The 23,258-nt window shown below is 57.2% G+C and carries 25 protein-coding genes; 14 read left to right on the top strand and 11 right to left on the bottom strand.

The window, feature by feature from the left end; all coding sequences use genetic code 11:
* Positions 1 to 71 precede the first annotated feature (71 nt).
* The 5 genes from ABRP31_RS23025 (at position 72) to tldD (ending at position 8,617) form a co-directional block, all read left to right on the top strand.
* Positions 72 to 671 (top strand): Maf family protein, encoded by a 600-nt coding sequence (locus ABRP31_RS23025; RefSeq protein ID WP_349969614.1) that lies wholly within the window; start codon positions 72 to 74, stop codon positions 669 to 671.
* Positions 668 to 2,125: a ribonuclease G gene (gene rng, locus ABRP31_RS23020; RefSeq protein ID WP_087264909.1), complete on the top strand. Its 1,458-nt coding sequence runs from the start codon at positions 668 to 670 to the stop codon at positions 2,123 to 2,125. Before ABRP31_RS23025 ends, rng begins: the two co-directional genes overlap by 4 nt.
* 175 nt (positions 2,126 to 2,300) lie before the next feature.
* On the top strand, positions 2,301 to 6,122 hold the full coding sequence (locus ABRP31_RS23015; RefSeq protein ID WP_349969615.1) for a YhdP family protein: 3,822 nt from the start codon (positions 2,301 to 2,303) through the stop codon (positions 6,120 to 6,122).
* A gap of 201 nt (positions 6,123 to 6,323) precedes the next feature.
* Entirely contained in the window at positions 6,324 to 7,175 is an 852-nt protein-coding gene (locus ABRP31_RS23010) for a carbon-nitrogen hydrolase family protein (RefSeq protein WP_349969616.1), read from the top strand.
* 2 nt (positions 7,176 to 7,177) lie between these two features.
* Positions 7,178 to 8,617 carry a metalloprotease TldD gene (tldD, locus tag ABRP31_RS23005; RefSeq protein WP_349969617.1) on the top strand — a complete coding sequence of 480 codons (1,440 nt, stop codon included), beginning with the start codon at positions 7,178 to 7,180 and terminating at the stop codon, positions 8,615 to 8,617.
* 53 nt (positions 8,618 to 8,670) lie between these two features.
* On the opposite strand, the gene yjgA is transcribed toward tldD, so the two are convergent.
* Positions 8,671 to 9,192, bottom strand: a complete 522-nt coding sequence (gene yjgA / locus ABRP31_RS23000) for a ribosome biogenesis factor YjgA (protein ID WP_087264904.1) — start codon at positions 9,190 to 9,192, stop codon at positions 8,671 to 8,673.
* Positions 9,193 to 9,299: 107 nt separating this feature from the next.
* On the opposite strand from yjgA, the gene pmbA reads away from it, so the two are divergent.
* The 9 genes from pmbA (at position 9,300) to ABRP31_RS22955 (ending at position 15,928) form a co-directional block, all read left to right on the top strand.
* Positions 9,300 to 10,646 (top strand): metalloprotease PmbA, encoded by a 1,347-nt coding sequence (gene pmbA, locus ABRP31_RS22995; protein ID WP_095096467.1) that lies wholly within the window; start codon positions 9,300 to 9,302, stop codon positions 10,644 to 10,646.
* A gap of 224 nt (positions 10,647 to 10,870) precedes the next feature.
* Complete coding sequence (locus ABRP31_RS22990) at positions 10,871 to 11,269, top strand: FagA protein (RefSeq protein WP_349969618.1); 399 nt, start codon at positions 10,871 to 10,873, stop codon at positions 11,267 to 11,269.
* Entirely contained in the window at positions 11,262 to 12,638 is a 1,377-nt protein-coding gene (locus tag ABRP31_RS22985; RefSeq protein WP_349969619.1) for a class II fumarate hydratase, read from the top strand. The genes ABRP31_RS22990 and ABRP31_RS22985 overlap by 8 nt, the downstream gene beginning before the upstream one ends.
* Before the next feature lie 30 nt (positions 12,639 to 12,668).
* On the top strand, positions 12,669 to 13,130 hold the full coding sequence (locus tag ABRP31_RS22980) for a hypothetical protein (protein ID WP_349969620.1): 462 nt from the start codon (positions 12,669 to 12,671) through the stop codon (positions 13,128 to 13,130).
* 1 nt (position 13,131) lies between these two features.
* Entirely contained in the window at positions 13,132 to 13,743 is a 612-nt protein-coding gene (locus ABRP31_RS22975) for a superoxide dismutase (RefSeq protein ID WP_087264899.1), read from the top strand.
* A gap of 28 nt (positions 13,744 to 13,771) precedes the next feature.
* The gene (locus tag ABRP31_RS22970) at positions 13,772 to 14,656 is read left to right on the top strand and encodes a ZIP family metal transporter (RefSeq protein WP_087264898.1); all 885 of its coding nucleotides are present in this window, start codon (positions 13,772 to 13,774) and stop codon (positions 14,654 to 14,656) included.
* 88 nt (positions 14,657 to 14,744) lie between these two features.
* Complete coding sequence (locus tag ABRP31_RS22965) at positions 14,745 to 15,089, top strand: zinc ribbon domain-containing protein YjdM (RefSeq protein WP_349969621.1); 345 nt, start codon at positions 14,745 to 14,747, stop codon at positions 15,087 to 15,089.
* A gap of 175 nt (positions 15,090 to 15,264) precedes the next feature.
* Positions 15,265 to 15,630, top strand: a complete 366-nt coding sequence (locus ABRP31_RS22960) for a type II toxin-antitoxin system RelE/ParE family toxin (RefSeq protein ID WP_349969622.1) — start codon at positions 15,265 to 15,267, stop codon at positions 15,628 to 15,630.
* Positions 15,623 to 15,928, top strand: a complete 306-nt coding sequence (locus ABRP31_RS22955; RefSeq protein ID WP_087264895.1) for an XRE family transcriptional regulator — start codon at positions 15,623 to 15,625, stop codon at positions 15,926 to 15,928. The genes ABRP31_RS22960 and ABRP31_RS22955 overlap by 8 nt, the downstream gene beginning before the upstream one ends.
* Before the next feature lie 42 nt (positions 15,929 to 15,970).
* Here ABRP31_RS22955 and ABRP31_RS22950 read toward each other — a convergent pair whose 3' ends face one another.
* The 10 genes from ABRP31_RS22950 to ABRP31_RS22905 form a co-directional block, all read right to left on the bottom strand.
* Complete coding sequence (locus tag ABRP31_RS22950; RefSeq protein ID WP_087264894.1) at positions 15,971 to 16,243, bottom strand: HPr family phosphocarrier protein; 273 nt, start codon at positions 16,241 to 16,243, stop codon at positions 15,971 to 15,973.
* A 16-nt stretch (positions 16,244 to 16,259) separates the two neighbouring features.
* The gene (rapZ, locus tag ABRP31_RS22945) at positions 16,260 to 17,117 is read right to left on the bottom strand and encodes an RNase adapter RapZ (RefSeq protein WP_087264893.1); all 858 of its coding nucleotides are present in this window, start codon (positions 17,115 to 17,117) and stop codon (positions 16,260 to 16,262) included.
* Positions 17,118 to 17,119: 2 nt separating this feature from the next.
* A complete protein-coding gene (gene ptsN, locus ABRP31_RS22940; protein ID WP_087264892.1) occupies positions 17,120 to 17,584 on the bottom strand; it encodes a PTS IIA-like nitrogen regulatory protein PtsN in 465 nt (154 codons plus the stop codon).
* 13 nt (positions 17,585 to 17,597) lie between these two features.
* Positions 17,598 to 17,906 (bottom strand): ribosome hibernation-promoting factor, HPF/YfiA family, encoded by a 309-nt coding sequence (gene hpf / locus ABRP31_RS22935; protein ID WP_027897842.1) that lies wholly within the window; start codon positions 17,904 to 17,906, stop codon positions 17,598 to 17,600.
* 129 nt (positions 17,907 to 18,035) lie between these two features.
* Positions 18,036 to 19,529, bottom strand: coding sequence for an RNA polymerase factor sigma-54 (locus ABRP31_RS22930; RefSeq protein WP_087264890.1), 1,494 nt, complete (start codon positions 19,527 to 19,529; stop codon positions 18,036 to 18,038).
* A gap of 184 nt (positions 19,530 to 19,713) precedes the next feature.
* Positions 19,714 to 20,439, bottom strand: a complete 726-nt coding sequence (gene lptB / locus ABRP31_RS22925; protein WP_349969624.1) for an LPS export ABC transporter ATP-binding protein — start codon at positions 20,437 to 20,439, stop codon at positions 19,714 to 19,716.
* Entirely contained in the window at positions 20,439 to 20,984 is a 546-nt protein-coding gene (gene lptA, locus ABRP31_RS22920; protein ID WP_349969625.1) for a lipopolysaccharide transport periplasmic protein LptA, read from the bottom strand. Before lptA ends, lptB begins: the two co-directional genes overlap by 1 nt.
* A complete protein-coding gene (gene lptC, locus ABRP31_RS22915) occupies positions 20,971 to 21,543 on the bottom strand; it encodes an LPS export ABC transporter periplasmic protein LptC (RefSeq protein ID WP_349969626.1) in 573 nt (190 codons plus the stop codon). Before lptC ends, lptA begins: the two co-directional genes overlap by 14 nt.
* Before the next feature lie 13 nt (positions 21,544 to 21,556).
* Positions 21,557 to 22,081 carry an HAD family hydrolase gene (locus ABRP31_RS22910; RefSeq protein WP_349969627.1) on the bottom strand — a complete coding sequence of 175 codons (525 nt, stop codon included), beginning with the start codon at positions 22,079 to 22,081 and terminating at the stop codon, positions 21,557 to 21,559.
* Positions 22,082 to 22,094: 13 nt separating this feature from the next.
* The gene (locus ABRP31_RS22905; RefSeq protein WP_349969628.1) at positions 22,095 to 23,069 is read right to left on the bottom strand and encodes a KpsF/GutQ family sugar-phosphate isomerase; all 975 of its coding nucleotides are present in this window, start codon (positions 23,067 to 23,069) and stop codon (positions 22,095 to 22,097) included.
* Between the last annotated feature and the right edge of the window lie 189 nt (positions 23,070 to 23,258).

The raw sequence follows: 23,258 nt of genomic DNA, 5'->3' as shown, positions 1-23,258 counted from the left end.
GCGGCATGTAGCCCCGGGTGAGCATCTCTGGCTCGGGGCTGCATTACGAACTTTGACACGGAGATGTCCCAATGCCCCCGCTTTTTCTGGCCTCTGGCTCGCCGCGCCGTCGGGAATTACTGACCCAGATTGGTGTTCGCTTCACGGTGCTCAGTGCACAGATCGATGAAACTCCCTACAACGAAGAAACCCCGACGGCCTATGTCGAGCGGCTCGCACGTGGCAAAGCACAGGCCGGACTGGCGTTGCTGACCGATGTTGCTGGCTGCGTGTTGGGAGCTGACACTGCGGTGGTGCTCGACGGTCAGATTCTCGGCAAGCCGCTGGATGAGGCGGATGCCCTGAGCATGCTGACGGCGTTGTCAGGGCGCGAACACGAGGTGTTGACGGCGATTGCGCTGGTCAATCAACAGCGTTGCGAGACTCGTGTCGTCGCCAGTCGGGTGCGTTTTCGTTCGATCTCTACTGCCGAAATTCAGACCTACTGGGCCAGTGGCGAACCTCAGGATAAAGCGGGCAGCTACGCTATTCAGGGGCTGGCGGCGATTTTCGTCGAGAGCTTGCAGGGCAGTTATTCCGCAGTGGTCGGGTTGCCTCTATGCGAAACCGCAGAACTGCTGGGCCGTTTCGGCATACCCTGTTGGCAAGGCCAGGAAGGTGACAAGTCATGAGTGAAGAGATTCTGATCAATATCACGCCGATGGAATCACGCGTGGCAGTGGTGGAAAACGGTGTTCTGCAAGAGGTTCACGTCGAGCGGACCCAGCGTCGCGGTATCGTTGGCAACATCTACAAAGGCAAGGTTGTACGAGTCCTGCCGGGTATGCAGGCCGCGTTCATCGATATTGGTCTGGACCGTGCTGCATTCATTCACGCCTCGGAGATATCCATGCGTGAGGGTTCGGCCGTAGAAACCATCAGTTCGCTGGTGCATGAAGGTCAGAGCCTTGTCGTTCAAGTCACCAAGGACCCGATAGGCAGCAAAGGCGCGCGCCTGACGACGCAGCTGTCGATCCCTTCGCGTTATCTGGTGTACATGCCCAAGACTGCGCACGTCGGGATTTCGTTGAAGATCGAGGACGAAGGCGAGCGCGAGCGACTGAAAAAAGTGGTCAGCGATTGCGTCGCCCTCGAAGGCATCAAAGAGGCTGGTGGTTTCATTCTGCGCACCGCTGCTGAAGGTGCCGGGGCTGACGAAATCCTCATGGATATCCGTTATCTGCGCCGCCTCTGGGATCAGATTGGCGATCAGATCAAGACCGTCAGCCCGCCTAATGTGATCTACGAAGACCTTGGTCTGGCGCTGCGTACTCTGCGCGACCTGGTCAGCCCGCGTATCGAGAAGATTCGCATCGATTCCCGGGAAACCTTCCAGAAAACCACTCAGTTCGTCGCTGAGCTGATGCCGGAGATCGCCGACCGCCTGGAGCACTACCCTGGCGAACGGCCGATTTTTGACCTCTACGGTGTTGAGGATGAAATCCAGAAAGCCCTGGAGCGCAAAGTGCCGCTCAAGTCAGGTGGCTATCTGGTGATCGATCCGGCCGAGGCGATGAGCACCATCGACGTTAATACCGGCGCATTCGTCGGGCATCGAAACCTCGAAGAAACCATCTTCAAGACCAATCTGGAAGCGGCAACCGCCATTGCCCGGCAGCTGCGCCTGCGCAATCTGGGCGGCATCATCATTATCGATTTCATCGACATGGAAGACGGTGAGCATCAGCGCCAGGTGCTGCGTACTCTGGAGAAACAACTGGAGCGCGATCACGCCAAGACCAACATCATCGGTATCACCGAGTTGGGTCTTGTGCAGATGACTCGCAAGCGTACCCGTGAAAGCCTTGAGCAGGTGCTATGCGAGCCTTGCCATGCGTGTCAGGGGCGCGGCAAGCTGAAGACGCCGGAAACGGTCTGTTACGAGATTTTCCGGGAAATCCTGCGTGAGGCACGAGCCTATCAGGCGGTGGGCTACCGTGTATTGGCTAATCAGCGGGTCGTGGACCGCCTTCTGGACGAAGAGTCGGGTAATGTGGCGGAGCTGGAAGCGTTCATTGGCCGCACTATCCGTTTTCAGGTAGAAACCATGTATTCCCAGGAACAATACGACGTCGTGCTGCTCTGACATTGCGCCAAATGAAAATGAATTGATAACAGCGCCTGAGGGCCAGCGGCATGGAAGCCGTCATAAAGAGAATACGCGTGTTAATGAGCAACCCCCACTACAGCACCTGCACCATTGAGTGGGGCCATTTCACGCAAGCCAGCAATTGCGAATCTCCGTGTGGAGGTTCGCTGACATGAGCCATCTGACACGTTTCTTCTCACTCCTGACTCGCTGGGGGCTGAGTCTCTGTGCGCTGGTTCTGGTCCTGGCAGCGTTGTATGTCAGCGTGGGCCGTGAGCTGACGCCTTTGGTTTCCGGGTATCGCGTTGAAGTCCAGAGCAAGGCTCAGGCAGCGATCGGCATGCCGCTGGCGATCGGCAGCCTGGAAGGCAGCTGGCGGGGTTTTTCACCGGTTTTCGTTGCCAACGATGTGATGGTCGGCGAAGGCGCAAGCGCTGTACGCCTCGATGAAGTGCGTGCAGAGCCCGACATCTGGGCCAGCCTGCTGGCGTGGGATGTGCGTTTGTCCCATGTGGAGGTCAACGGCCTGCAAGTGATCCTCAAGGAAGATCAGGACGGTCATTGGGCGCTGCAAGGGCTGCCGGTTCAGAATGACAAGCCGCTGGACCCTGAGCAGATTCTGAATCAGATGCAGGTGGTATCGCGCCTCTCGCTGCTCAACAGTCAGGTCACTCTGCAACCTTTTGAACAAGCACCGCTGACCCTGACTTACGTGAATATCAGTCTGGCCACGGGCAGCGCTCATCAACGCCTTGATGCACGGTTGACGCTCCCGGATGGTCAGCCGCTGGCTCTTAATGTTCGCTCGCGGATTCAGGCCAGAGCCTGGAAAGAGGGTGAGGCCGATATCTACCTGAGTCTGCCGCAAAGCGACTGGGCGAAGTGGCTGCCCAAAACCCTGACGAAACAATGGAAAGTGTCGACCCTCAAGGCGGGTGGCGAATTCTGGCTAAGCTGGGGTAAAGGCACCGTACAGAGTGCCGTCGCACGCCTCAATGCCCCTTCACTGAAAGCGGCTTATGCAGAACGTAAATCGTCGAAGATCGACAATCTGGCGCTAAACGCCTGGCTCAAGCGGAACGATACCGGCTTTGAAGTAAACCTGAGCTCGCTGGCCATGGACCTGAACGGCAAGCGCTGGGAAAGCCGCGTTCAGCTTGAGCAAAAAATGGCCACCAGCGATCAGGAAGAAATCTGGCATGTTCAGGCTGATCGGCTTGATCTGACTCCCATAACGCCGCTGTTGAAATCCCTTGCTCCGTTGCCGGACACGCTTATGGAGGTTATCGATAACCTTCAAGTGACAGGTGCCCTGCGTAACGCACTGGTTGATTACCGACCGCAAGCGGTGGGTGACAAGCGCTTGAGCTTTGCCGCCAATCTGGAAAATATCGGATTTCACGCTTATCACGGTGCTCCGGCGGCAGGTAATGTCAGCGGGGCAATCAGCGGCGATCTGGGCCAGGGAGAGCTGCGCCTCGACAGCGACAATTTCATGTTGCACCTGTATCCGATCTTCAAGAATGAGTGGACCTACCCGAAAGCCAATGCACGCCTGACCTGGCGACTGGATGACGAAACATTCACCCTGATCGCGCCGTACATCAAAGTGCTGGGTGATGAGGGCAAGATCGCTGCCGACTTCCTGATTCGCCTGCATCTAGCTCATGAGCGAGCCGATGAGGATTATATGGACCTGCGGGTTGGCATGGTCGACGGCGACGGCAGTTACACCAGCAAGTATCTGCCGGCTGTCCTCAGTCCGGATCTGGACAAATGGCTGCGTACGGCAATCATTGGCGGCAAGGTCGATCAGGGGTTCTTCCAGTATCAAGGTTCGCTGAGCAAGAACGCAGCGGACACGGCACGGGTTATCAGCCTGTTCTTCAAAGTGCGTGATGCGACGCTGGATTTCGAGCCAGGCTGGCCGCAACTGACCGGTGTTGATGGCAAGGTCTACGTCGAAAACAGCGGTGTCCGTGTCAAAGCCAGCAAAGGTCGGCTGCTCAATACTGATGTCAGCAAAGTCCTGGTCAATATTCCCCATGCGCCAGCCGGACAGCCCAGCCATTTGCTGGTGGACGGCAACTTTTCCGGACAACTGGCCGACGGTGTGAAGATTTTGCAGGAAGCGCCTATCGGTACTGCCAGTACCTTTGCGGGTTGGCAGGGCGAGGGGCCACTGAACGGCAAGCTGAAACTGGACATACCGCTGATCAAAGGGCAGGAGCCGAAGATCGCCGTAGACTTCAGCACCGAAGGGGCGCGCTTGAAGCTTGCTGATCCGGCGCTGGACCTGACCCAGTTGAAAGGCGAGTTCCGTTTCGACAACGCCAAAGGGTTAAGTGGCAAAGGCGTGCGTGCGCAGGCGTTTGATCGCCCGGTGACCGCAGAAATTGCTGCCGAAGGTAAACCCGGTGCGAACCTGACCCGTGTGGTCGCCAATGGTCAGATCACAGTAAAAAGGCTGACTGAATGGCTCGGTATTACACAGCCGTTGCCTGTTTCTGGCGATATCCCCTACCAATTGCAGCTGACGTTGGGGGGCGCCGATAGTTTGTTGCGGATCAACTCCAGCCTCAAGGGCGTAGCGGTGGATCTGCCTGCGCCGTTCGGTAAAACGGCTGATGCCGGTCTGGACAGCGAATTCCGCATGACGCTGCAGGGGGCAGAGCAGCGTTTTGGTTTCGCCTACGGCAAGCTGGCCAATCTGGCGTACGCCGCTGCACCGGGCAAGCTGGCGGACGGGCGGGGTGAGCTGTTTCTGGGTGACGGCGGCGCGATTGTGCCGGATGCCAAAGGTCTGCGCGTTCGCGGTTCGCTGACCGAGCTTGATGTATCGCCCTGGCAGGCAACGCTTGAACGCTATGCGGGTGGTGATCCTGGTGGCAGCGCCAAGCAAGTGGTCAACAACGTCGACCTGCAGATAGGCAAGTTGACGGCCATGGGCACAACGCTGGACAAGGCCAGCGTTCAGCTCAAGCGCAATGCTGATAACTGGGCGCTGTCTCTGGACAGCCAGCTTGCCAAAGGGACCGCGACGCTGCCAGATGCCAAGAACGCGCCCATCGGCATCAATATGCTTTATGTCCGCTTACCGGCACCTGATCCGGCGGCAGCGGTTGTGGAAAATGCTCCGGATCCGCTGGCTGATATCAATCCGGGCAAGATTCCGGCACTGGATGTCAGCGTCACACAACTCTTTCAGGGTGAGCAATTACTGGGGGCCTGGTCGCTCAAGGTTCGTCCGACGGCTACAGGTCTTCGCTTGTCTGATTTGGACCTTGGCCTCAAAGGCATGCAGCTAAAAGGTGAGGGGGGCTGGGAAGGCACACCGGGCTCAACCAGCAGTTGGTACCGCGGCAATATCGAAGGTAAGCAGTTGGGTGACGTACTCAAAGCCTGGGGGTTTGCCCCAACAGTCACCAGCGAAACGTTCGAGCTGAAAGTAGACGGCCGCTGGCCGGGTTCACCGGCCTGGGTGTCGCTCAAGCGTTTCTCTGGCAGCCTTGATGCCAAGCTTGAGAGAGGCCAGTTTGTCGAAGTCGAAGGCGGCGCACAGGCGCTGCGGGTTTTTGGCCTGCTCAATTTCAATTCCATCGGTCGCCGGTTGCGCCTGGACTTCTCCGACTTGCTGGGCAAAGGCTTGAGCTACGATAGGGTTAAAGGGCTGTTGGTCGCCAGCGACGGTGTCTATGTCACACGGACGCCGATTACCCTGACCGGCCCTTCCAGCAATCTGGAGCTGAACGGCACGCTGGACATGGTCAAGGATCGGGTAGATGCCAAGCTGTTGGTAACGTTGCCGGTCACCAACAACCTGCCAATTGCTGCATTGATTGTCGGTGCGCCGGCGATTGGCGGGGCGTTGTTCCTGGTCGACAAATTGCTGGGTGATCGGGTCGCGCGCTTCGCCAGTGTTCAATACAAGGTCGAAGGGCCGTGGAAAGAACCGAAGATCACTTTCGACAAGCCTTTTGAAAAACCTCAATAGTTCGCCATGGAGTACAGTGGGAGCCATTACGAGAGCTGCCATCCAGACGGCGGGAGACTTTGTAGGAGCTGACGAGCACCGCGAGGCCGCGATAGCGATCCATCTGATACACCGCTATCGCAGCCTCGCGGTGCTCGTCAGCTCCTACAGAAAAAAGTCTCCGGATTCATAGGGTCGCGTGTTGTTTGAGGAGAAGCTGACATGTCTTTTGCCGTGATCCAGATGGTCAGCCAGAGCGACCTGCAGGGTAATCTGGCGCAGGCACGGCGTTTACTGGAGCAGGCCGCAGCTTCAGGCGCTCGCCTGGCCGTATTGCCGGAAAACTTCGCTGCCATGGGCCGTCGCGATGCTGCGGATATCGGCCGGGCCGAGGCTTTAGGGCAAGGGCCGATCCTGCCATGGTTGAAACTCGCCGCTCGCGACCTCAAGTTATGGATAGTTGCTGGCACCATACCGTTACCCCCGACTGATAAGCCCGACGGCAAAATCACCGCATGTTCATTGTTGGTTGATGAGCAGGGCGAGCAAGTAGCCCGTTACGACAAGCTGCATTTGTTTAATGTTGACGTCGCCGATAGCCGCGGACGCTATCGGGAATCTGATGACTATGCTCATGGCAGCAATGTGGTGGTTGCCGACACACCAGTAGGTCGCCTGGGTCTGAGCGTGTGTTATGACTTGCGCTTCCCTGAGCTGTATACCGCCCTGCGAAAGGCAGGTGCTGAATTGATTACTGCCCCGTCGGCCTTCACCGCTGTCACGGGGGCAGCGCATTGGGACGTTCTGATTCGGGCGCGAGCCATCGAAACCCAGTGCTACTTGCTGGCGGCCGCTCAGGGCGGGGTCCATCCGGGACCACGGGAAACATACGGGCATGCAGCGATCGTCGACCCTTGGGGTCGGGTTCTGGCCGAACAGGCGCAGGGCGAAGCGGTACTGCTGGCCGAGCGGGACAATGAAGAACAGGCGTCCATCAGGGCGCGGATGCCGGTGTCCAGTCACCGGCGATTTTTTACGCAGGACGCAGTGCGGCCTGTGCAGACCTCGGAGTGAATATGAGCGACTTGTCCTCTGTCAGCGAACACCTTCTGGCACCCGGCGGCTTGAACCTCGACAGCCTGCAATCGGTGTTGGGCGAGCTGGCTGGTCCGGGCATTGATGCCGCTGACCTGTATTTCCAGGGGCAGATTTCTGAATCCTGGTCGTTGGAAGACGGCATCGTCAAAGAGGGTAGCTTCAACCTCGATCAGGGCGTTGGCGTGCGTGCCCAATCCGGCGAGAAAACCGGCTTTGCCTATAGCAACGCGATTACCCATGAAGCGCTGACCACGGCGGCTCGTGCTGCACGCTCGATTTCCCGCGCCGGTCAAAACGGCACTGTGCAGGCTTTCACTGCACAGGACGTTGCCCAGTTGTATGCGCCGGATAATCCGCTGGAAGTCATGACCCGTGCAGAGAAGGTCGACCTGCTCAAGCGCGTTGACGTTGCCACCCGGGCTTTGGACCCGCGCATTCAGCAGGTCACGGTGAGCATGGCGGGCGTTTGGGAGCGGATTCTGGTGGCTTCCACCGATGGCAGCCTGGCGGCCGATGTGCGCCCGCTGGTGCGCTTCAATGTCAGCGTCATCGTCGAACAGAACGGTCGTCGCGAGCGGGGCGGCCACGGTGGCGGCGGACGTACTGATTACCGCTATTTCCTCAACGACGACCGCGCCATGGGTTATGCCCGTGAAGCACTGCGTCAGGCACTGGTCAATCTCGAAGCGATTCCTGCTCCGGCGGGTACGCTGCCTGTGGTACTCGGTTCCGGCTGGTCTGGCGTCTTGCTGCACGAAGCAGTGGGCCATGGCCTGGAAGGCGACTTCAACCGCAAAGGCAGTTCAGCCTACAGCGGTCGCATGGGTGAAATGGTCGCCTCCAAGCTCTGCACCATCGTCGATGACGGTACGCTTGCCGGTCGTCGGGGCTCGCTGAGCGTCGATGACGAAGGGACGCCGACCGAGTGCACCACCCTGATCGAGAACGGTGTGCTCAAAGGCTACATGCAGGACAAGCTCAACGCGCGTCTGATGGGCGTTGCGCGTACCGGTAATGGTCGTCGTGAGTCCTATGCACACCTGCCGATGCCGCGCATGACCAACACTTATATGCTGGGTGGTCAAAGCGATCCACAGGAAATCATCGCCTCGGTGAAGCGCGGCATCTACTGCGCCAATCTGGGTGGCGGTCAGGTAGACATCACCAGCGGCAAGTTCGTGTTCTCCACCAGCGAAGCGTATTTGATCGAAGACGGCAAAATCACTGCGCCGGTCAAAGGTGCCACGTTGATTGGTAACGGGCCGGAAGCCATGAGCAAGGTGTCGATGGTCGGTAACGATCTGTCGCTAGACAGCGGCGTCGGTACTTGCGGCAAGGATGGGCAGTCGGTTCCGGTGGGCGTGGGTCAGCCGACCCTGAAGATCGATGCGATCACGGTAGGCGGCACAGGCGGTTGATACATGATCCTCGCAGGAGCGGCTTCAGCCGCTCCTGCGGGACCAGACGCGAATCAACGCAAACCGCGTTGTTTCTCGTCGAGCTCACGGATGTATTTGAAGATTTTCCGGCTCGAAGCAGGCGCCTTGTTATGGGCCAATTCGTGTTGGGCCTGACGGATCAGCGAACGCAGTTGCTGACGATCCGCATCCGGATACTCAGTGACAAACGTTTCGAGAACGCCATCGTCACCCGCGATCAAGCGATCACGCCAGCGTTCCAGACCGTGAAAACGTTCGTTGTATTGGCGAGTGGAGGCATCGAGTTGATCGAGAAGCACCAGAATGGCGTCCAGATCCTGATCGCGCATCAGCTTGCCGATGAACTGAATATGCCGTTTGCGCGCGATATGAGCCGTGTGCTTGGGCGCATCGGCCAGGGCTCTGCGCAGCGGATCGGTCAAAGGCAGTTTGTTCAGCAAATCAGGTTTGAGCGACACAAGACGCTCGCCAAGTTCAACCAGAGCATGCAGCTCGCGTTTGACCTGGGTTTTGCTTTTCTCCCCGTCGAGGGAGTCGTCGTAAGAATCAACCATGGGGGCAGTCCGCAAATAAACGCCGCCATGATAACCAGTCAGGGGCCTCTTGTCCGGCCCGCTCGGTATTCGGCTCGTGCCGAAAGCAGAATTTGATGGAGAAAGTCATGAGTGCATCACAAAGCGTCGGCCCACAGGCCTTGCCCGCACTGCAGGAACAAGTCGAGCAAATCATCGCCGAGGCCAGGCGCCAGGGAGCCAGTGCCTGTGAAGTTGCAGTGTCTCTGGAGCAGGGTTTGTCCACTTCGGTACGGCAGCGTGAGGTGGAAACCGTCGAATTCAATCGTGACCAGGGTTTCGGCATTACCTTGTATGTCGGCCAGCGCAAAGGCTCGGCCAGTACCTCGGCCAGCGGCGCTGACGCGATTCGTGAGACCGTCGCTGCCGCGCTCGCCATCGCTAAGCATACTTCTGAAGATGAGGCCTCAGGCCTGGCTGATGCGGCGCTGATGGCCAGGGAGCAGCAGGATTTTGACCTGTTCCACGCTTGGGATATCACCCCCGAGCAGGCCATCGAGAAAGCGTTGATCTGCGAAGCCGCAGCTTTTGACGCCGATAGCCGGATCAAGAATGCCGATGGGACGACGCTTAATACCCACCAAGGCTGCCGGGTATATGGCAACAGCCACGGTTTCATCGGCGGCTATGCCTCTACTCGCCACAGTTTGAGTTGCGTGATGATTGCAGAAGGCGACGGCCAGATGCAGCGTGATTACTGGTATGACGTCAGTCGCCAGGGTGAGTTGCTGGCCGATCCGCAGAGCATCGGTCGTAAAGCTGCCGAACGTGCAGCCAGCCGTCTTGGTGCGCGCCCGGTCCCTACGTGTGAAGTGCCGGTGTTGTTTTCCGCCGAGCTGGCGGGTGGACTGTTCGGCAGTTTCCTGGGAGCGATTTCCGGCGGCAATCTGTATCGCAAGTCATCATTCCTTGAAGGCTCCATCGGCCAGCGCCTCTTCCCTGAGTGGCTGACCATCGACGAGCGCCCGCATTTAATGCGTGCCATGGGCAGTTCTGCGTTCGATGGCGATGGTCTGGCGACTTACGCCAAGCCATTCGTCGAAAACGGCGAATTGGTCTCGTACATTCTCAGTACTTACTCGGGCCGCAAACTGGGCTTGCCAAGCACCGCCAACGCGGGGGGCGTGCATAACCTGTTCGTCACCCACGGGACTGAAGACCAGGCAGCGCTGATCCGCCGCATGGGGCGCGGGCTGTTGGTCACCGAGTTGATGGGCAGCGGCTTGAACATGGTAACAGGCGATTATTCGCGTGGCGCTGCTGGTTACTGGGTTGAGAACGGCGAAATTCAGTTCGCGGTGCAGGAAGTGACCATTGCCGGGAACATGCGTGACATGTTCAAGCAGATCGTCGCGGTTGGTAGCGATCTTGAGCTGCGTAGCAACATCCGCACGGGTTCGGTGTTGATCGAACGGATGACCGTGGCCGGTAGCTGATTCCAACTATCTTCAATGCTATGGCTAACACCCTGTGGGAGCGGTGCTTGCCCGCGATAAGGCTGGATGCGATCTCGAGTGAACCGCATCCAGCCTATCGCGGGCAAGCACCGCTCCCACAAGTTATTTCACATCTCGTTATCTAAAACCTTTCACCCTCTACGGTTGTTTTGATTCTCAATATCATTTAATAATGAATATCATTATCTGAATGAGCCGTGGTCATGGGTCCTGTTTTGCACGCACTCCCTGCGCACCTCGAAAACTGGCGCGGGATGAGTTTCAGAATTCGTTGCGCCCTTGAGCCTGACGAACCACGACTGATTGATCGCTATCTGGCCGAAGGCCGTTATCTGGCGCGTTTCACCGCCACCCCTCAGCGCATGATCGCTGAAACTTCCTTTCGTCTGCTCATCGATACCGCGCGCGACACTATGTTGCCCTGGCACTGGCGCTGCCTGTGCGTCGATCAGGCGTGGCGTCCCTTACGTGATCTCAAAGCCTTGATTAACTCCCCGGCCGACCAACAACGCTGGCAGGCCTGTACCTGGCAGTTGGCGACATGCCTGCTGCAGCCCTCGATCTCTCTTACTGAACTGGTGCAAGGAAATTCCGATGAGTAATACCCGTATCGAACGCGACAGCATGGGCGAATTGCAGGTCCCGGCCGAGGCCCTGTATGGCGCTCAGACCCAGCGTGCGGTGAACAACTTCCCCATCAGTAACCTGCGCATGCCCGCACAGTTCATTCGCGCGCTTTTGCTCGCCAAGGCCGCAGCTGCGCACGCCAACCTTGAGCTGGAGCAGATCAGCGCTGCACAGAGTGAAGCGATCGTCAGTGCCTGTCAGCAATTGCTGAGCGGTGATTACATGGCGCACTTCCCGGTGGATGTGTTCCAGACCGGTTCGGGCACCAGCACCAACATGAATGCCAACGAGGTCATTGCAACCATCGCCAGCCGCGTACTGGGCGACAAGGTCAATGCCAATGATCACGTGAACTGCGGACAGAGCAGTAATGACATCATCCCGACCACCATTCATGTCAGCGCCGCGCTGGCACTGCATGAGCAATTGTTGCCGGCGTTGACTCATCTGGTTGAAGTGATCGAGCGCAAGGCAGGTGAAGTGCATCCCTTCATCAAGACCGGTCGTACGCACCTGATGGACGCTATGCCGGTGCGCATGAGTCAGGTGCTCAATGGCTGGGCTCAGCAGATCCGCGCCAATATCGAACATCTGCAGGCATTGCTGCCAAGTCTTCAAGCGCTGGCCCAAGGCGGTACCGCCGTTGGCACCGGGATCAATGCGCATCCTGAGTTTGCCAAGCGTTTCAGCAGCCACTTGAGCCGTTTGAGTAACGTGGCTTTTGTACCAGGCAAGGATTTGTTCGCGTTGATCGGCTCGCAGGACACCGCGGTTGCCGTCTCCGGGCAGCTCAAAGGCACTGCCGTTTCGCTGATGAAAATCGCCAATGATCTGCGCTGGATGAACTCCGGTCCACTCGCTGGCCTGGGTGAAATCGAACTGGAAGCGCTGCAGCCGGGCTCGTCGATCATGCCGGGCAAGGTCAATCCGGTGATCCCGGAAGCCACCGCCATGGTTGCAGCGCAGGTCATTGGCAATGACGCGGCGATCACGGTCGCCGGGCAGTCGGGCAACTTTGAGTTGAACGTGATGCTGCCAATCATTGCGCAAAACCTGTTGAGCAGCATCGAGTTGCTGGCCAACTCCAGCCGATTGCTGGCCAACAAGGCCATCGCGACCTTCAAGGTCAATGAAGCGAAGCTCAAGGAAGCCTTGTCGCGCAACCCGATTCTGGTGACCGCGTTGAATCCGATCATTGGTTACCAGAAGGCCGCCGAAATTGCCAAGACGGCCTACAAACAAGGGCGTCCGATTATTGATGTCGCCCTTGAACACACCGACCTGCAACGCAGCCAACTGGAAGCATTGCTGGATCCGGAAAAACTCACTGCTGGCGGGATCTGACCTGTCGGCCATCGCTTGAGGAGTCGCGCCATGGAGCATTGGAAACGCACAATCGAACACGCCAATCGCTGTTTCAATCTCGGTGAGCTGGTTGACGCCCGCGAGTTGTATTTGCAGGCGTTGGCGCTGGCTCAGGTGTTGTTCGAGCGCTGGCCAAACCCTGATGAAGCGGTGGCAGCCTGCGTCATTTCCCATCACAACCTTGCCGACCTGCATTTGAGTCTGGGCCAGCCGGAGGAGAGCGCGGAGTACCTGTGCGCGATCCATCAGCACCTGTTGCGGGTCATGCAAGAGCAACGTCTGCCGCCAGCACTGCGTCAGGCAGCGTTGCGCCACAGCAGCAAAACCTACGCCGAGCTTCTGAATTTTATCAGTGAACACGGTGAATACCCGCGCACCCATCGCCTGTTGAACAGTGGCGGCGAGCATTCGCGCTCGTCATTACAACGCAATGCCGCAGCCACTTCCGGCCTTTTCTACGGAGTACATTGATATGCCGTTTACTTTGCCTGCCTTGCCATACGCTTACGACGCCCTGGAACCGCATATCGATGCGCAGACCATGGAGATTCACTACAGCAAGCACCACCAGACTTACATCAACAACCTGAACGCGGCGGTTGAAGGTACTGAGTGGGCTGAGTGGCCAATCGAGAAGCTGGTATCAGCTGTCGCTCAACTTCCGGAGAAACTGCGCCCTGCGGTCATCAACCAGGGCGGAGGTCATGCCAACCATTCGTTGTTCTGGGATGTCATGACGCCAACCGGTGGCGGCTTGCCCGATGGCGCACTGGCGAAAGCCATTGACGAGCAATTGGGTGGCTTCGAGCAGTTCAAGGATGCTTTCACCAAGGCCGCGCTGACCCGTTTCGGCAGTGGCTGGGCCTGGCTGAGCGTGACTCCGGAGAAAAAGCTGGTAGTTGAGAGCAGCGGTAACCAGGACAGCCCACTCATGACTGGCAACACGCCAATTCTGGGCCTGGACGTCTGGGAACACGCGTATTACCTGCGTTACCAGAACCGTCGCCCGGAATACATCAATGCGTTCTACAACGTCGTCAACTGGGCGGAAGTCGCTCGGCGTTATCAGGCTGCTTTGGCCTGAATTCCAATAATTAGATCCTAGGCAGTTTATGCGCACGGAAATACTCACCATCAGCAGTGGGCGGTTGTTTCGCCTGGCATTGGGTTCGGTTCTGCTGTTGGCAGGTATGGCGCTTCTGGTAGCACATGCGCTTGAGTGGCTGAATCTGGAACCACGCCTGATGCGGGCGCTGGAGGGCGGGGCAATATGCGCCTTGGGCACTGCGCTGGGCGCTGTTCCGGTGTTGGTGATCAGAGGCATGCCCGCGTCGGTGTCCGATGGTTTACTGGGCTTCGGTGCCGGGGTGATGCTGGCGGCGACTGCGTTCTCCTTGATCGTGCCTGGGCTGGCCGCAGCTGAAAACCTCGGGTTCTCGCCGTGGGGCGCGGGTGGTCTGGTCAGTCTTGGGATTTTCCTCGGTGCAGTGGGTTTGTTTGTGGTTGATCATACGGTCTCAAAGGGTTCGCCTTTGAGCGGTGATGAGCTTCCAGCCATTGCGCCGCGGATCTGGTTGTTCGTGATCGCGATCATTGCTCACAACATTCCGGAAGGCATGGCCATTGGTGTGTCTGCAGGCGGCGGTTTGCCCGATGCCGACAGCCTGGCCATGGGCATCGCGATTCAGGATGTGCCCGAGGGGTTGGTCATTGCGTTGGTGCTGGCAGGGGCAGGGATGTCGCGCTTCAAGGCATTTCTGATTGGTGCGGCCTCGGGGCTGGTTGAGCCGGTTTTCGCCTTGCTGTGCGCGTGGTTGGTGGCAATTGCCGAGTTGTTGCTCCCGTTAGGTCTGGCCTTCGCTGCTGGTGCCATGTTGCTGGTGGTTACTCAGGAAATCATCCCGGAATCGCGCCGTAATGGTCACGACAAGGTCGCCAGTCTTGGCTTGATTACCGGATTCTGTTTGATGATGGTGATGGATACCGCGCTGGCTTGAGGAACGAGCGGGGCGGCGAAATGATATTCGCCTCCTTCGCAGGTGAAAAACCACTTATAATCCATGGTTTTTACCCTTCTACGCGAGAATGTCCGTGAGCTTACCTGCCTGCCCAAAATGCAATTCCGAATACACCTACGAAGACGGTGATCAACTGATCTGCCCGGAATGCGCTCATGAGTGGTCCGCCAATGGCAGTGCCGAAGTGGCCGACGACGTAAAAGTCATCAAGGACTCGGTAGGCAATACCCTCCAGGATGGCGATACCGTCACCGTCATCAAGGACCTAAAAGTCAAAGGCTCGTCGCTGGTGGTCAAAGTGGGCACCAAGGTGAAGAACATTCGTCTGGTGGATGGCGATCACGACATCGATTGCAAGATCGACGGCATTGGTGCGATGAAGCTGAAGTCGGAGTTTGTGAAGAAGGGATGAGGTTTCAGCTGATTAGTAACGTGAGCGGTTAAGGAATCCGGCCTCTGAAAGTGGCCGGATTTTTTTGGGGTTAGCAGTGCACGTGGCCAATTCCTACACAAATTGAAGAGGCTTCTATGGTCGTTCGCTGATATATTCCGTTGAGGTTATATTTCCGCCCATTCATAGTTCTTCCATGAATTGGGAAATTGAATACACAGATGAGTTTGGTTGCTGGTGGGAGTGTTTGACTGAGGGCGAGCAGGCCAGCGTCGAATCGAGCGTCAGGTTGTTGGGGCAATCCGGCCCATCATTGCGGTTCCCTCATTGCAGCGGTCTCAATGGGGCGCGGATTGGTAGCTTGAGAGAGCTTCGTGTGCAGCATGCCGGCCGGCCTTATCGAATCCTTTACGCCTTCGATCCCAGGCGCTGTGCAGTATTACTGATCGGCGGGGACAAGACAGGACAGGACCGCTGGTACGATGAATATGTGCCTTTAGCTGAACGTCTATACCGCGAGCACCTGGAAACATTGCGTACAGAGGGCCTTACAGATGGCTAAAAAATTCTCCGAGCTGCAAGCGCGTATGTCGCCTGATTCCCTTGCTGCTGCTGATCGGTTGTATCAAGAGCACCTGGAGCAAATGCCGCTTCACGAATTACGGCAAGCAAAAGCGTTGAGCCAGGCGACTTTGGCCAAGACGTTGCACGTAAATCAGGCAGCTATTTCAAAGATGGAGCGTCGCACGGACATGTACATCAGTACATTGCGCAATTACATCCGCGCAATGGGTGGAGAGTTGGAGATCGTTGCTACTTTTCCTGATGGACAGGTCAAGATCGAAAATTTCGCGAGTTGAAGGTTCTCGGCCGAGGAAACAGTTGAGCGCCGAGCTCTACAATTACTCCCCCTCATCAAACTTGTTGTTAATCAATTCAACCAGACCATCCAGCGCTGCCTGCTCCTGATCGCCTTCGGTCGAAAGGTGAATCTCCGTGCCTTTGCCCGCGGCAAGCATCATCACCGCCATGATGCTTTTGCCGTCGACCATGCTTTCCGGTGAGCGCCCCACGCGGATCTGACAGGGAAACTTGCCGGCGACCCCAACGAATTTGGCGGCTGCGCGGGCGTGCAGGCCCAGCTTGTTGATAATGGTTATTTGAAGAGCGGGCATCGCAGAGGAAGTCCTTTCAGCTTAAGTCGCGGTGGCGAACCTGAACGTTTTTGAGGGATTGTTGCAGGACCTGACCCAGACGCTCGGTCAGGTACACCGAGCGGTGATGGCCGCCGGTACAGCCTATGGCTATAGTGACGTACGAGCGGTTGCTGGCAGCGAAGCGCGGCAACCACTTGTTGAGATAAGTGAATATGTCCTGAAACATCTCTTCGACATCAGGCTGCGCAGCCAGGTAGTCGACAACCGCCTGGTCCTTGCCCGACTGCTCTCGCAGTTCAGGCTTCCAGTAGGGGTTGGGCAAGCAGCGGACGTCGAACACCAGATCGGCATCCACCGGCATGCCGCGCTTGAACCCGAAGGATTCGATCAGGAATGCCGTACCCGGCTCCGGCTTGTTCAGCAAGCGAAGCTTCAGCGTATCGCGCAGTTGATAGAGGTTCAGGTGGGTCGTGTTGATCTTCAGGTCGGCAAGATCAATGATCGGCCCCAGCAACGCGGTCTCGTCCCGAATGGCTTCTGCCAGTGAGCGGTTGGCGTTACTTAATGGGTGGCGACGGCGGGTTTCAGAGAAGCGCTTGAAGAGGGTTGATTCATCTGCGTCCAGGTACAGCACGTCGCACTGGATATTGCGTGAACGAACTTCTTCAAGCATCTGCGGGAAGCGTGTCAGGTGGCTGGGTAGATTGCGCGCATCGATAGATACGGCTAACAGCGGTTCGGCGAGTTCGGTATTGATCAATGCGCGTTCGGCAAGCTCCGGGAGAAGCCCGGCCGGAAGGTTATCAACGCAGTAAAAGCCGTTGTCTTCCAGCACATCAAGCGCCGTGCTTTTGCCGGAGCCTGAGCGACCACTAACGATGATCATGCGCATGATTAGTGCCCGTTCTGCTCGTTCAGTACCACCTGATAGAGCGCTTCATTGCTCGCGGCGCTGCGCAGGCGTTCACGCACTTCTTTACGGTCGAGCATGCTGGCGATCTGGCGCAGCAACTCCAGGTGTGCATCGGTAGCGGCTTCCGGAACCAGCAGGACAAACAGCAAGTCCACGGGCGCGCCGTCGATGGCGTCGAAATCTACAGGGGCGTTCAGGTGCAGCAGTGCACTGATGGGCGAAGCACAGCCCTTCAGGCGACAGTGCGGAATGGCGATGCCATTGCCAAAGCCGGTAGAGCCAAGTTTCTCGCGGGCGACAAGGCTCTCGAACACGACTTGCGAGTCCAGATCAGGCACTTCTCTGCCGATCAGGTTGGCAATTTGTTCGAGGACTTTTTTCTTGCTGCCGCCCGGCACGTTCACGAGTGAACGGCCGGGGGTCAGGATATTTTCTAATCGGATCATGTTTGGGGGGTTATCAGCGAGCCGTCGCACCCTGAAGGAGGCTGAGCTGCTTTTCCTTATGCTTGAGCAGTTGTCTATCCAGCTTGTCGGTCAAAAGGTCGATTGCCGCGTACATGTCATCATGTTCCGCATTGGCGACGACCTTTGAGCCGGGGATGTGCAGGGTGGCTTCGATTTTCTGTTTCAGCTTCTCGACCTCCATGATGACCTGCACATTAGTGATCTTGTCGAAGTGGCGCTCCAGTCGTCCGAGTTTTTCGGTGATGTAGTCGCGTAGGGCGTCGGTCACATCCAGTTGATGTCCACTGATGTTGACTTGCATACCGCTTTCTCCTTATTGCCAGTGCATAAAGAGGCAGGCTTTTGCCTGCCACTGGAACGCTGTGGCTAGCAACCGGGTTGCGTAAAGCCGTCACGGGCAATGCTCGCTGGGCTACTACTGTACCTCTCGTCACATCAGTCGCTTGCGTTCGCTTGACGGCGCTATGCCAAGTGATTCGCGGTATTTGGCTACTGTGCGACGGGCTACTTGAATGCCTTGTGCCTCCAGTAAACCAGCGATCTTGCTGTCACTCAACGGCTTTTTCTGATTTTCCGCCGCAACCAGTTTTTTGATGATCGCCCGAATCGCTGTCGACGAACATTCACCGCCCTCGGAGGTGCTTACGTGGCTGGAGAAGAAATATTTCAACTCGTAAATACCGCGGGGGGTATGCATGAATTTCTGTGTGGTTACACGGGAGATGGTCGACTCGTGCATGCCTACCGCTTCAGCGATGTCATGCAGGACCAGTGGCTTCATAGCCTCATCGCCGTACTCAAGGAAGCCGCGCTGGTGTTCGACGATTTGCGTGGCGACCTTCATCAGCGTTTCATTGCGGCTCTGCAGGCTTTTGATGAACCAGCGTGCCTCTTGCAGCTGATTGCGCATGAACGTGTTGTCGGCGCTGGTATCGGCGCGGCGGACAAAACCGGCGTACTGCGGGTTCACGCGCAGGCGCGGGACTGATTCCTGATTGAGCTCAACCAGCCAGCGTTCATTGTCTTTGCGGACGATGACATCCGGCACCACGTATTCGGCTTCGGTGGATTCGATTTGCGAACCGGGCCGGGGGTTGAGGCTTTGCACCAGTTCGATGACCTGGCGCAGCTCATCCTCTTTGAGCTTCATGCGGCGCATCAGTTGCGAGTAATCGCGGCTGCCGAGGAGGTCGATGAAATCACTGACAAGGCGCTGTGCTTCGCTGAGCCAGCGGGTTTTTGCAGGAAGCTGGCGCAGTTGCAGCAGCAGACATTCGCTTAGATTGCGAGCGCCGATGCCTGCTGGTTCAAACTGCTGGATGCGGTGCAGCACGGCTTCGATCTCATCAAGCTCGATATCAAGCTCGGGATCAAAGGCGTCGAGAATCTCTTCCAGCGTCTCGTCCAGATATCCTTGATTGTTGATGCAGTCGATCAGTGTCACGGCGATCAAGCGATCGGTGTCGGACATCGGTGCCAGATTCAGTTGCCAGAGCAAATGGCTTTGCAGGCTTTCACCGGCTGAGGTGCGGGTAGTGAAGTCCCACTCATCGTCATCGTTGCTGGGCAGGCTGCTGGCGCTGGTCTGATAGACGTCTTCCCAGGCGGTATCGACAGGCAGTTCGTTGGGGATGCGCTCGTTCCAGTCGCCTTCTTCAAGATTGTCCACTGTTGGAGCGGATTCCTGATAGGTCGGCTCCTGAACATCAGGGTTGGGCTTCTGCTCGATGTTGTCAGCCAGCGGATCGGCGTTGTCGAAGTCGTCGCCTTCTTCCTGGCGTTCCAGCATAGGGTTTGACTCCAGCGCCTCCTGAATCTCCTGTTGGAGGTCCAGCGTCGACAGTTGGAGTAAGCGGATGGCCTGTTGCAGCTGCGGCGTCATCGTCAGCTGCTGGCCCATTCTCAAGACTAGCGATGGTTTCATGGCTGGGGCTTAACACCTTATTCGCCGGCGCACATGCGCCATCCACTACAGAGCGCCGGGGCGCCTACATAAGCAAATTATATGCCTGAAACCGAAGTGTTTGCCTAGGGTGTGCTGGCATTTAATAAGTATCAGCACAAACACTCAGGCCTGCCCGCCTTTAACAGCGGGCACCGCAGCTTATTTACAGGCGGAACTCGTGGCCGAGGTAAACCTCTTTCACCAGCTGATTTGCCAGAATGGTTTCCGAATCGCCTTCGGCGATCAACTGCCCGTCATTGACGATGTAAGCGGTTTCACAGATGTCCAGAGTTTCACGGACGTTGTGATCGGTGATCAGCACGCCGATGCCCTTGGCTTTCAGATGGTGGATGATCTGCTTGATATCGCCTACGGAAATCGGGTCTACACCAGCAAAAGGTTCGTCGAGCAGAATGAACTTCGGCGCGGTCGCAAGTGCGCGGGCGATCTCTACCCGGCGGCGCTCACCACCGGACAAGCTCATACCCAGGTTGTCGCGAATGTGAGTGATGTGGAATTCCTGTAGCAGGCTTTCCAGCTCCTTGCGGCGTCCTTCGCGGTCCAGCTCCTGGCGAGTTTCGAGAATCGCCATGATGTTGTCTGCAACCGAAAGCTTGCGAAAGATCGAGGCTTCCTGTGGCAGGTAGCCGATACCTGCGCGGGCGCGTCCGTGCATGGGCTGGTGGCTTACATCCAGATCGTCAATCAGCACGCGTCCTTGGTCCGCCTGGACCAAGCCGACAATCATGTAGAAGCATGTGGTCTTGCCAGCGCCGTTAGGCCCCAGCAATCCTACGATCTGGCCGCTGTCGATAGACAGGCTCACATCACGCACGACCTGACGGCCCTTGTAGCTTTTAGCCAAATGCTGGGCTTTCAGGGTCGCCATTACGGGGCCTTCTGCTGGTCGGTTTTCTTTTTCGGCTGGATAACCATGTCGATACGCGGTCGCGGCGTGGTCACTTTGCTGCCGCCATTGGCGCGACCTGCGCTCACAATCTGCTTAACCGTGTCGTAAACGATCTTCTCGCCTTCGGAGGTGTTGCCATCGTTGATGACCTTGGCCTTGTCGATCAGCACAATACGATCCTGGGCAGCGTAGTACTGGATAGTGATCGCGTAGGCTTGAACGATTGGCTTGTCCACTGACGGCTTTTGCTCGTAGTAGGCAAGGTTGCCAACCGAGGTGAAGACGTCGACTTCGCCCTGGGCATTACGTGTGATGGTCACAGTGTTGCCTGTGATCTTCATCGAACCCTGGGTGATGATTACGTTGCCCTTGTAGGTGGCAACGCCTTTCTTGTCATCGAGTTGTGCGTCGTCTGACTGAATGTGAATCGGCTGATCGCGATCAGTCGGCAGGGACCAGGCGCTCGCGCTTCCCAGTGCTGCACCCAGGCCGAGCAAAAAAGGAAGGGTTTTAACGAGCCTCATACTGTCCTCTTACTTTAGATAGCAGGTCCATCCTGCCGTCGTTCAAATACGCTTTCATTCCCTTGGCCGTCGTCACACCGCCAGCGCCGTCGATTCTAACGGCTTGCTCGGTCTGCGCATATTGCTTCTGTGGGAATACGGTCATTCGACTGCTGGTGATAATGGTCGTACGGTTTTTGTCGTCGGTTCGTGCTACGCGAACCGAATCGATCAGCTCGACCTGCTCGCCGCCTGGCGACACTTCACCCGTTTTGCTCTGGATGTGCCAAGGATAGAGAGTGCCACGGTACATCTGCAGGTCTGGCGTGGTCAGCATTGTTACGTCAGTGGCCTTGATATGCTCGACCTTGTCGGCAGTCATTTCGTACTGCAATTTGCCATCCGGCAGATACTGCACGCTGTGCGCATTGATTGCGTAAAAATCGATGGCGCTCTCGTCCACTGTTGCAGCCGGTTGCTCCATGAAGCTTTCCGGGCTGATGTTCCAGTAGCCTGCGGCTGCCAGCAAAAATGCCAGCACGCCGAGGGTCAGAAACGTTCGAATTCTTTTGCTAAGCATAAATGGCTTCTATCTATAAGTAGGCGGCGTGAGCGGCTTCAAGGCTGCCTTGAGCGCTCATGATCAATTCACAGAACTCGCGAGCCGCGCCTTCGCCACCGCGTGCCTGGGTGATGCCATGGGCGTGCTGCCGGACAAAAGTGGCCGCATTGGCCACCGCCATGCCCATGCCGACACGCCGAATGACTGGCAAGTCTGGCAGATCATCACCCAGATAAGCGACCTGTTCGTAATTCAGGCCGAGTTGGCCGAGTAGTTCGTCGAGAACCACCAGCTTGTCTTCCCGGCCCTGGTAAAGATGTTCGATGCCCAGATTCTTTGCCCGGCGCTCGACTACCGGCGTTTTGCGACCGCTGATAATGGCCGTTGTCACGCCTGAAGCGATCAGCATTTTAATGCCTTGGCCGTCCAGCGTGTTGAAAGTCTTGAACTCGCTGCCGTCTTCAAGGAAATACAGGCGGCCGTCGGTCAGTACGCCGTCGACATCAAAAATCGCCAGTTTGATTTTTTTGCCGCGTTGCAGAAGGTCCGTGGTCATTTGCAAATCTCCATTACATGACGCCTGCACGCAGCAGGTCCTGCAGATTGAAAGCACCGACCGGATGATCATTTTCATCGACGACGATGAGTGAGCCGATCTTGTGGTCTTCCATTATTTTCAGCGCTTCGGCGGCAAGCATTTCAGGACGTGCCGTCTTGCCGTGCAGGGTCATCACGTCATCTATGGTCGCCAGGCGAATGTCGATCGGGCGATCCAGGGTGCGGCGCAGATCGCCGTCGGTGAATATCCCGGCCAGGCGTCCGTCAGCTTCGAGGATGGCGGTCATACCCAGCCCCTTGCGGGTCATTTCCATCAGTGCGTCGCGTAGCAGGGTGCCGCGTTGCACTTTTGGCAACTGGTCGCCGCTGTGCATGACGTGCTCGACCTTGAGCAGCAGGCGGCGACCCAGTGCGCCACCAGGGTGTGAAAAAGCGAAGTCCTCGGCGGTGAACCCCCGGGCCTCAAGCAAGGCAACCGCCAAGGCGTCGCCCATGACCAGTGCCGCAGTGGTCGAAGAGGTCGGAGCCAGATTCAGTGGGCAGGCTTCGTGTTCGACATGAGCGTTGAGATTGACGTCGGCAGCTTCGGCCAGAGTCGACTCTGGATTACCTGTCAGGCTGATCATCTTGATGCCCAGGCGCTTGATCAGGGGGAGCAGGGTAACGATTTCGGCAGTCGTGCCCGAATTGGACAAGGCCAGAATGATGTCGTCGGAGGTAATCATACCCATGTCGCCGTGGCTGGCCTCGGCAGGGTGGACAAAAAAAGATGTAGTGCCGGTGCTTGCCAGGGTGGCAGCGATTTTCTTGCCGATATGGCCGGATTTGCCCATGCCAACCACGACAACACGGCCCTTGCTCGCCAGAATCATCTCGCAAGCCTGGACGAAATCCGCATCGATATGAGCTAACAAGCCCTCCACCGCTTCGATCTCGAGACGGATGGTGCGTTGTGCTGATTGGATCAGGTCGCTGGTTTGGTTCATGGCAAAAAATCGGTCAGCTGGCTAAAAGGCGGCGATTATAGCGGTAATGCGCGATTCCCTCACGTCTGATCGTCGAGCTTTACTTTTAATCGTTCGGGGTGGCGATAAGCGAGTCGTCTTTGTGGGAAATGTCGCAAAATGTTTGTGCCGATATTGATTGATCAGCCTTCCTCTTGGGTGGCGCCTTAT

Source organism: Pseudomonas caspiana, assembly GCF_040224095.2.
GTDB classification, from domain to species: Bacteria; Pseudomonadota; Gammaproteobacteria; order Pseudomonadales; family Pseudomonadaceae; genus Aquipseudomonas; species Aquipseudomonas caspiana.
The sequence above is the reverse complement of the archived record's forward strand: the minus strand, read 5'-3'. Positions and strand labels throughout refer to the sequence as shown.

Coding starts and splice junctions, on each gene's coding strand:
- ABRP31_RS23025 (WP_349969614.1), top strand. CDS start 72: ATGCCCCCGCTTTTTCTGGCCTCTGGCTCGCCGCGCCGTCGGGAATTA.
- rng (WP_087264909.1), top strand. CDS start 668: ATGAGTGAAGAGATTCTGATCAATATCACGCCGATGGAATCACGCGTG.
- ABRP31_RS23015 (WP_349969615.1), top strand. CDS start 2,301: ATGAGCCATCTGACACGTTTCTTCTCACTCCTGACTCGCTGGGGGCTG.
- ABRP31_RS23010 (WP_349969616.1), top strand. CDS start 6,324: ATGTCTTTTGCCGTGATCCAGATGGTCAGCCAGAGCGACCTGCAGGGT.
- tldD (WP_349969617.1), top strand. CDS start 7,178: ATGAGCGACTTGTCCTCTGTCAGCGAACACCTTCTGGCACCCGGCGGC.
- yjgA (WP_087264904.1), bottom strand. CDS start 9,192: ATGGTTGATTCTTACGACGACTCCCTCGACGGGGAGAAAAGCAAAACC.
- pmbA (WP_095096467.1), top strand. CDS start 9,300: ATGAGTGCATCACAAAGCGTCGGCCCACAGGCCTTGCCCGCACTGCAG.
- ABRP31_RS22990 (WP_349969618.1), top strand. CDS start 10,871: ATGGGTCCTGTTTTGCACGCACTCCCTGCGCACCTCGAAAACTGGCGC.
- ABRP31_RS22985 (WP_349969619.1), top strand. CDS start 11,262: ATGAGTAATACCCGTATCGAACGCGACAGCATGGGCGAATTGCAGGTC.
- ABRP31_RS22980 (WP_349969620.1), top strand. CDS start 12,669: ATGGAGCATTGGAAACGCACAATCGAACACGCCAATCGCTGTTTCAAT.
- ABRP31_RS22975 (WP_087264899.1), top strand. CDS start 13,132: ATGCCGTTTACTTTGCCTGCCTTGCCATACGCTTACGACGCCCTGGAA.
- ABRP31_RS22970 (WP_087264898.1), top strand. CDS start 13,772: ATGCGCACGGAAATACTCACCATCAGCAGTGGGCGGTTGTTTCGCCTG.
- ABRP31_RS22965 (WP_349969621.1), top strand. CDS start 14,745: ATGTCCGTGAGCTTACCTGCCTGCCCAAAATGCAATTCCGAATACACC.
- ABRP31_RS22960 (WP_349969622.1), top strand. CDS start 15,265: ATGAATTGGGAAATTGAATACACAGATGAGTTTGGTTGCTGGTGGGAG.
- ABRP31_RS22955 (WP_087264895.1), top strand. CDS start 15,623: ATGGCTAAAAAATTCTCCGAGCTGCAAGCGCGTATGTCGCCTGATTCC.
- ABRP31_RS22950 (WP_087264894.1), bottom strand. CDS start 16,243: ATGCCCGCTCTTCAAATAACCATTATCAACAAGCTGGGCCTGCACGCC.
- rapZ (WP_087264893.1), bottom strand. CDS start 17,117: ATGCGCATGATCATCGTTAGTGGTCGCTCAGGCTCCGGCAAAAGCACG.
- ptsN (WP_087264892.1), bottom strand. CDS start 17,584: ATGATCCGATTAGAAAATATCCTGACCCCCGGCCGTTCACTCGTGAAC.
- hpf (WP_027897842.1), bottom strand. CDS start 17,906: ATGCAAGTCAACATCAGTGGACATCAACTGGATGTGACCGACGCCCTA.
- ABRP31_RS22930 (WP_087264890.1), bottom strand. CDS start 19,529: ATGAAACCATCGCTAGTCTTGAGAATGGGCCAGCAGCTGACGATGACG.
- lptB (WP_349969624.1), bottom strand. CDS start 20,439: ATGGCGACCCTGAAAGCCCAGCATTTGGCTAAAAGCTACAAGGGCCGT.
- lptA (WP_349969625.1), bottom strand. CDS start 20,984: ATGAGGCTCGTTAAAACCCTTCCTTTTTTGCTCGGCCTGGGTGCAGCA.
- lptC (WP_349969626.1), bottom strand. CDS start 21,543: ATGCTTAGCAAAAGAATTCGAACGTTTCTGACCCTCGGCGTGCTGGCA.
- ABRP31_RS22910 (WP_349969627.1), bottom strand. CDS start 22,081: ATGACCACGGACCTTCTGCAACGCGGCAAAAAAATCAAACTGGCGATT.
- ABRP31_RS22905 (WP_349969628.1), bottom strand. CDS start 23,069: ATGAACCAAACCAGCGACCTGATCCAATCAGCACAACGCACCATCCGT.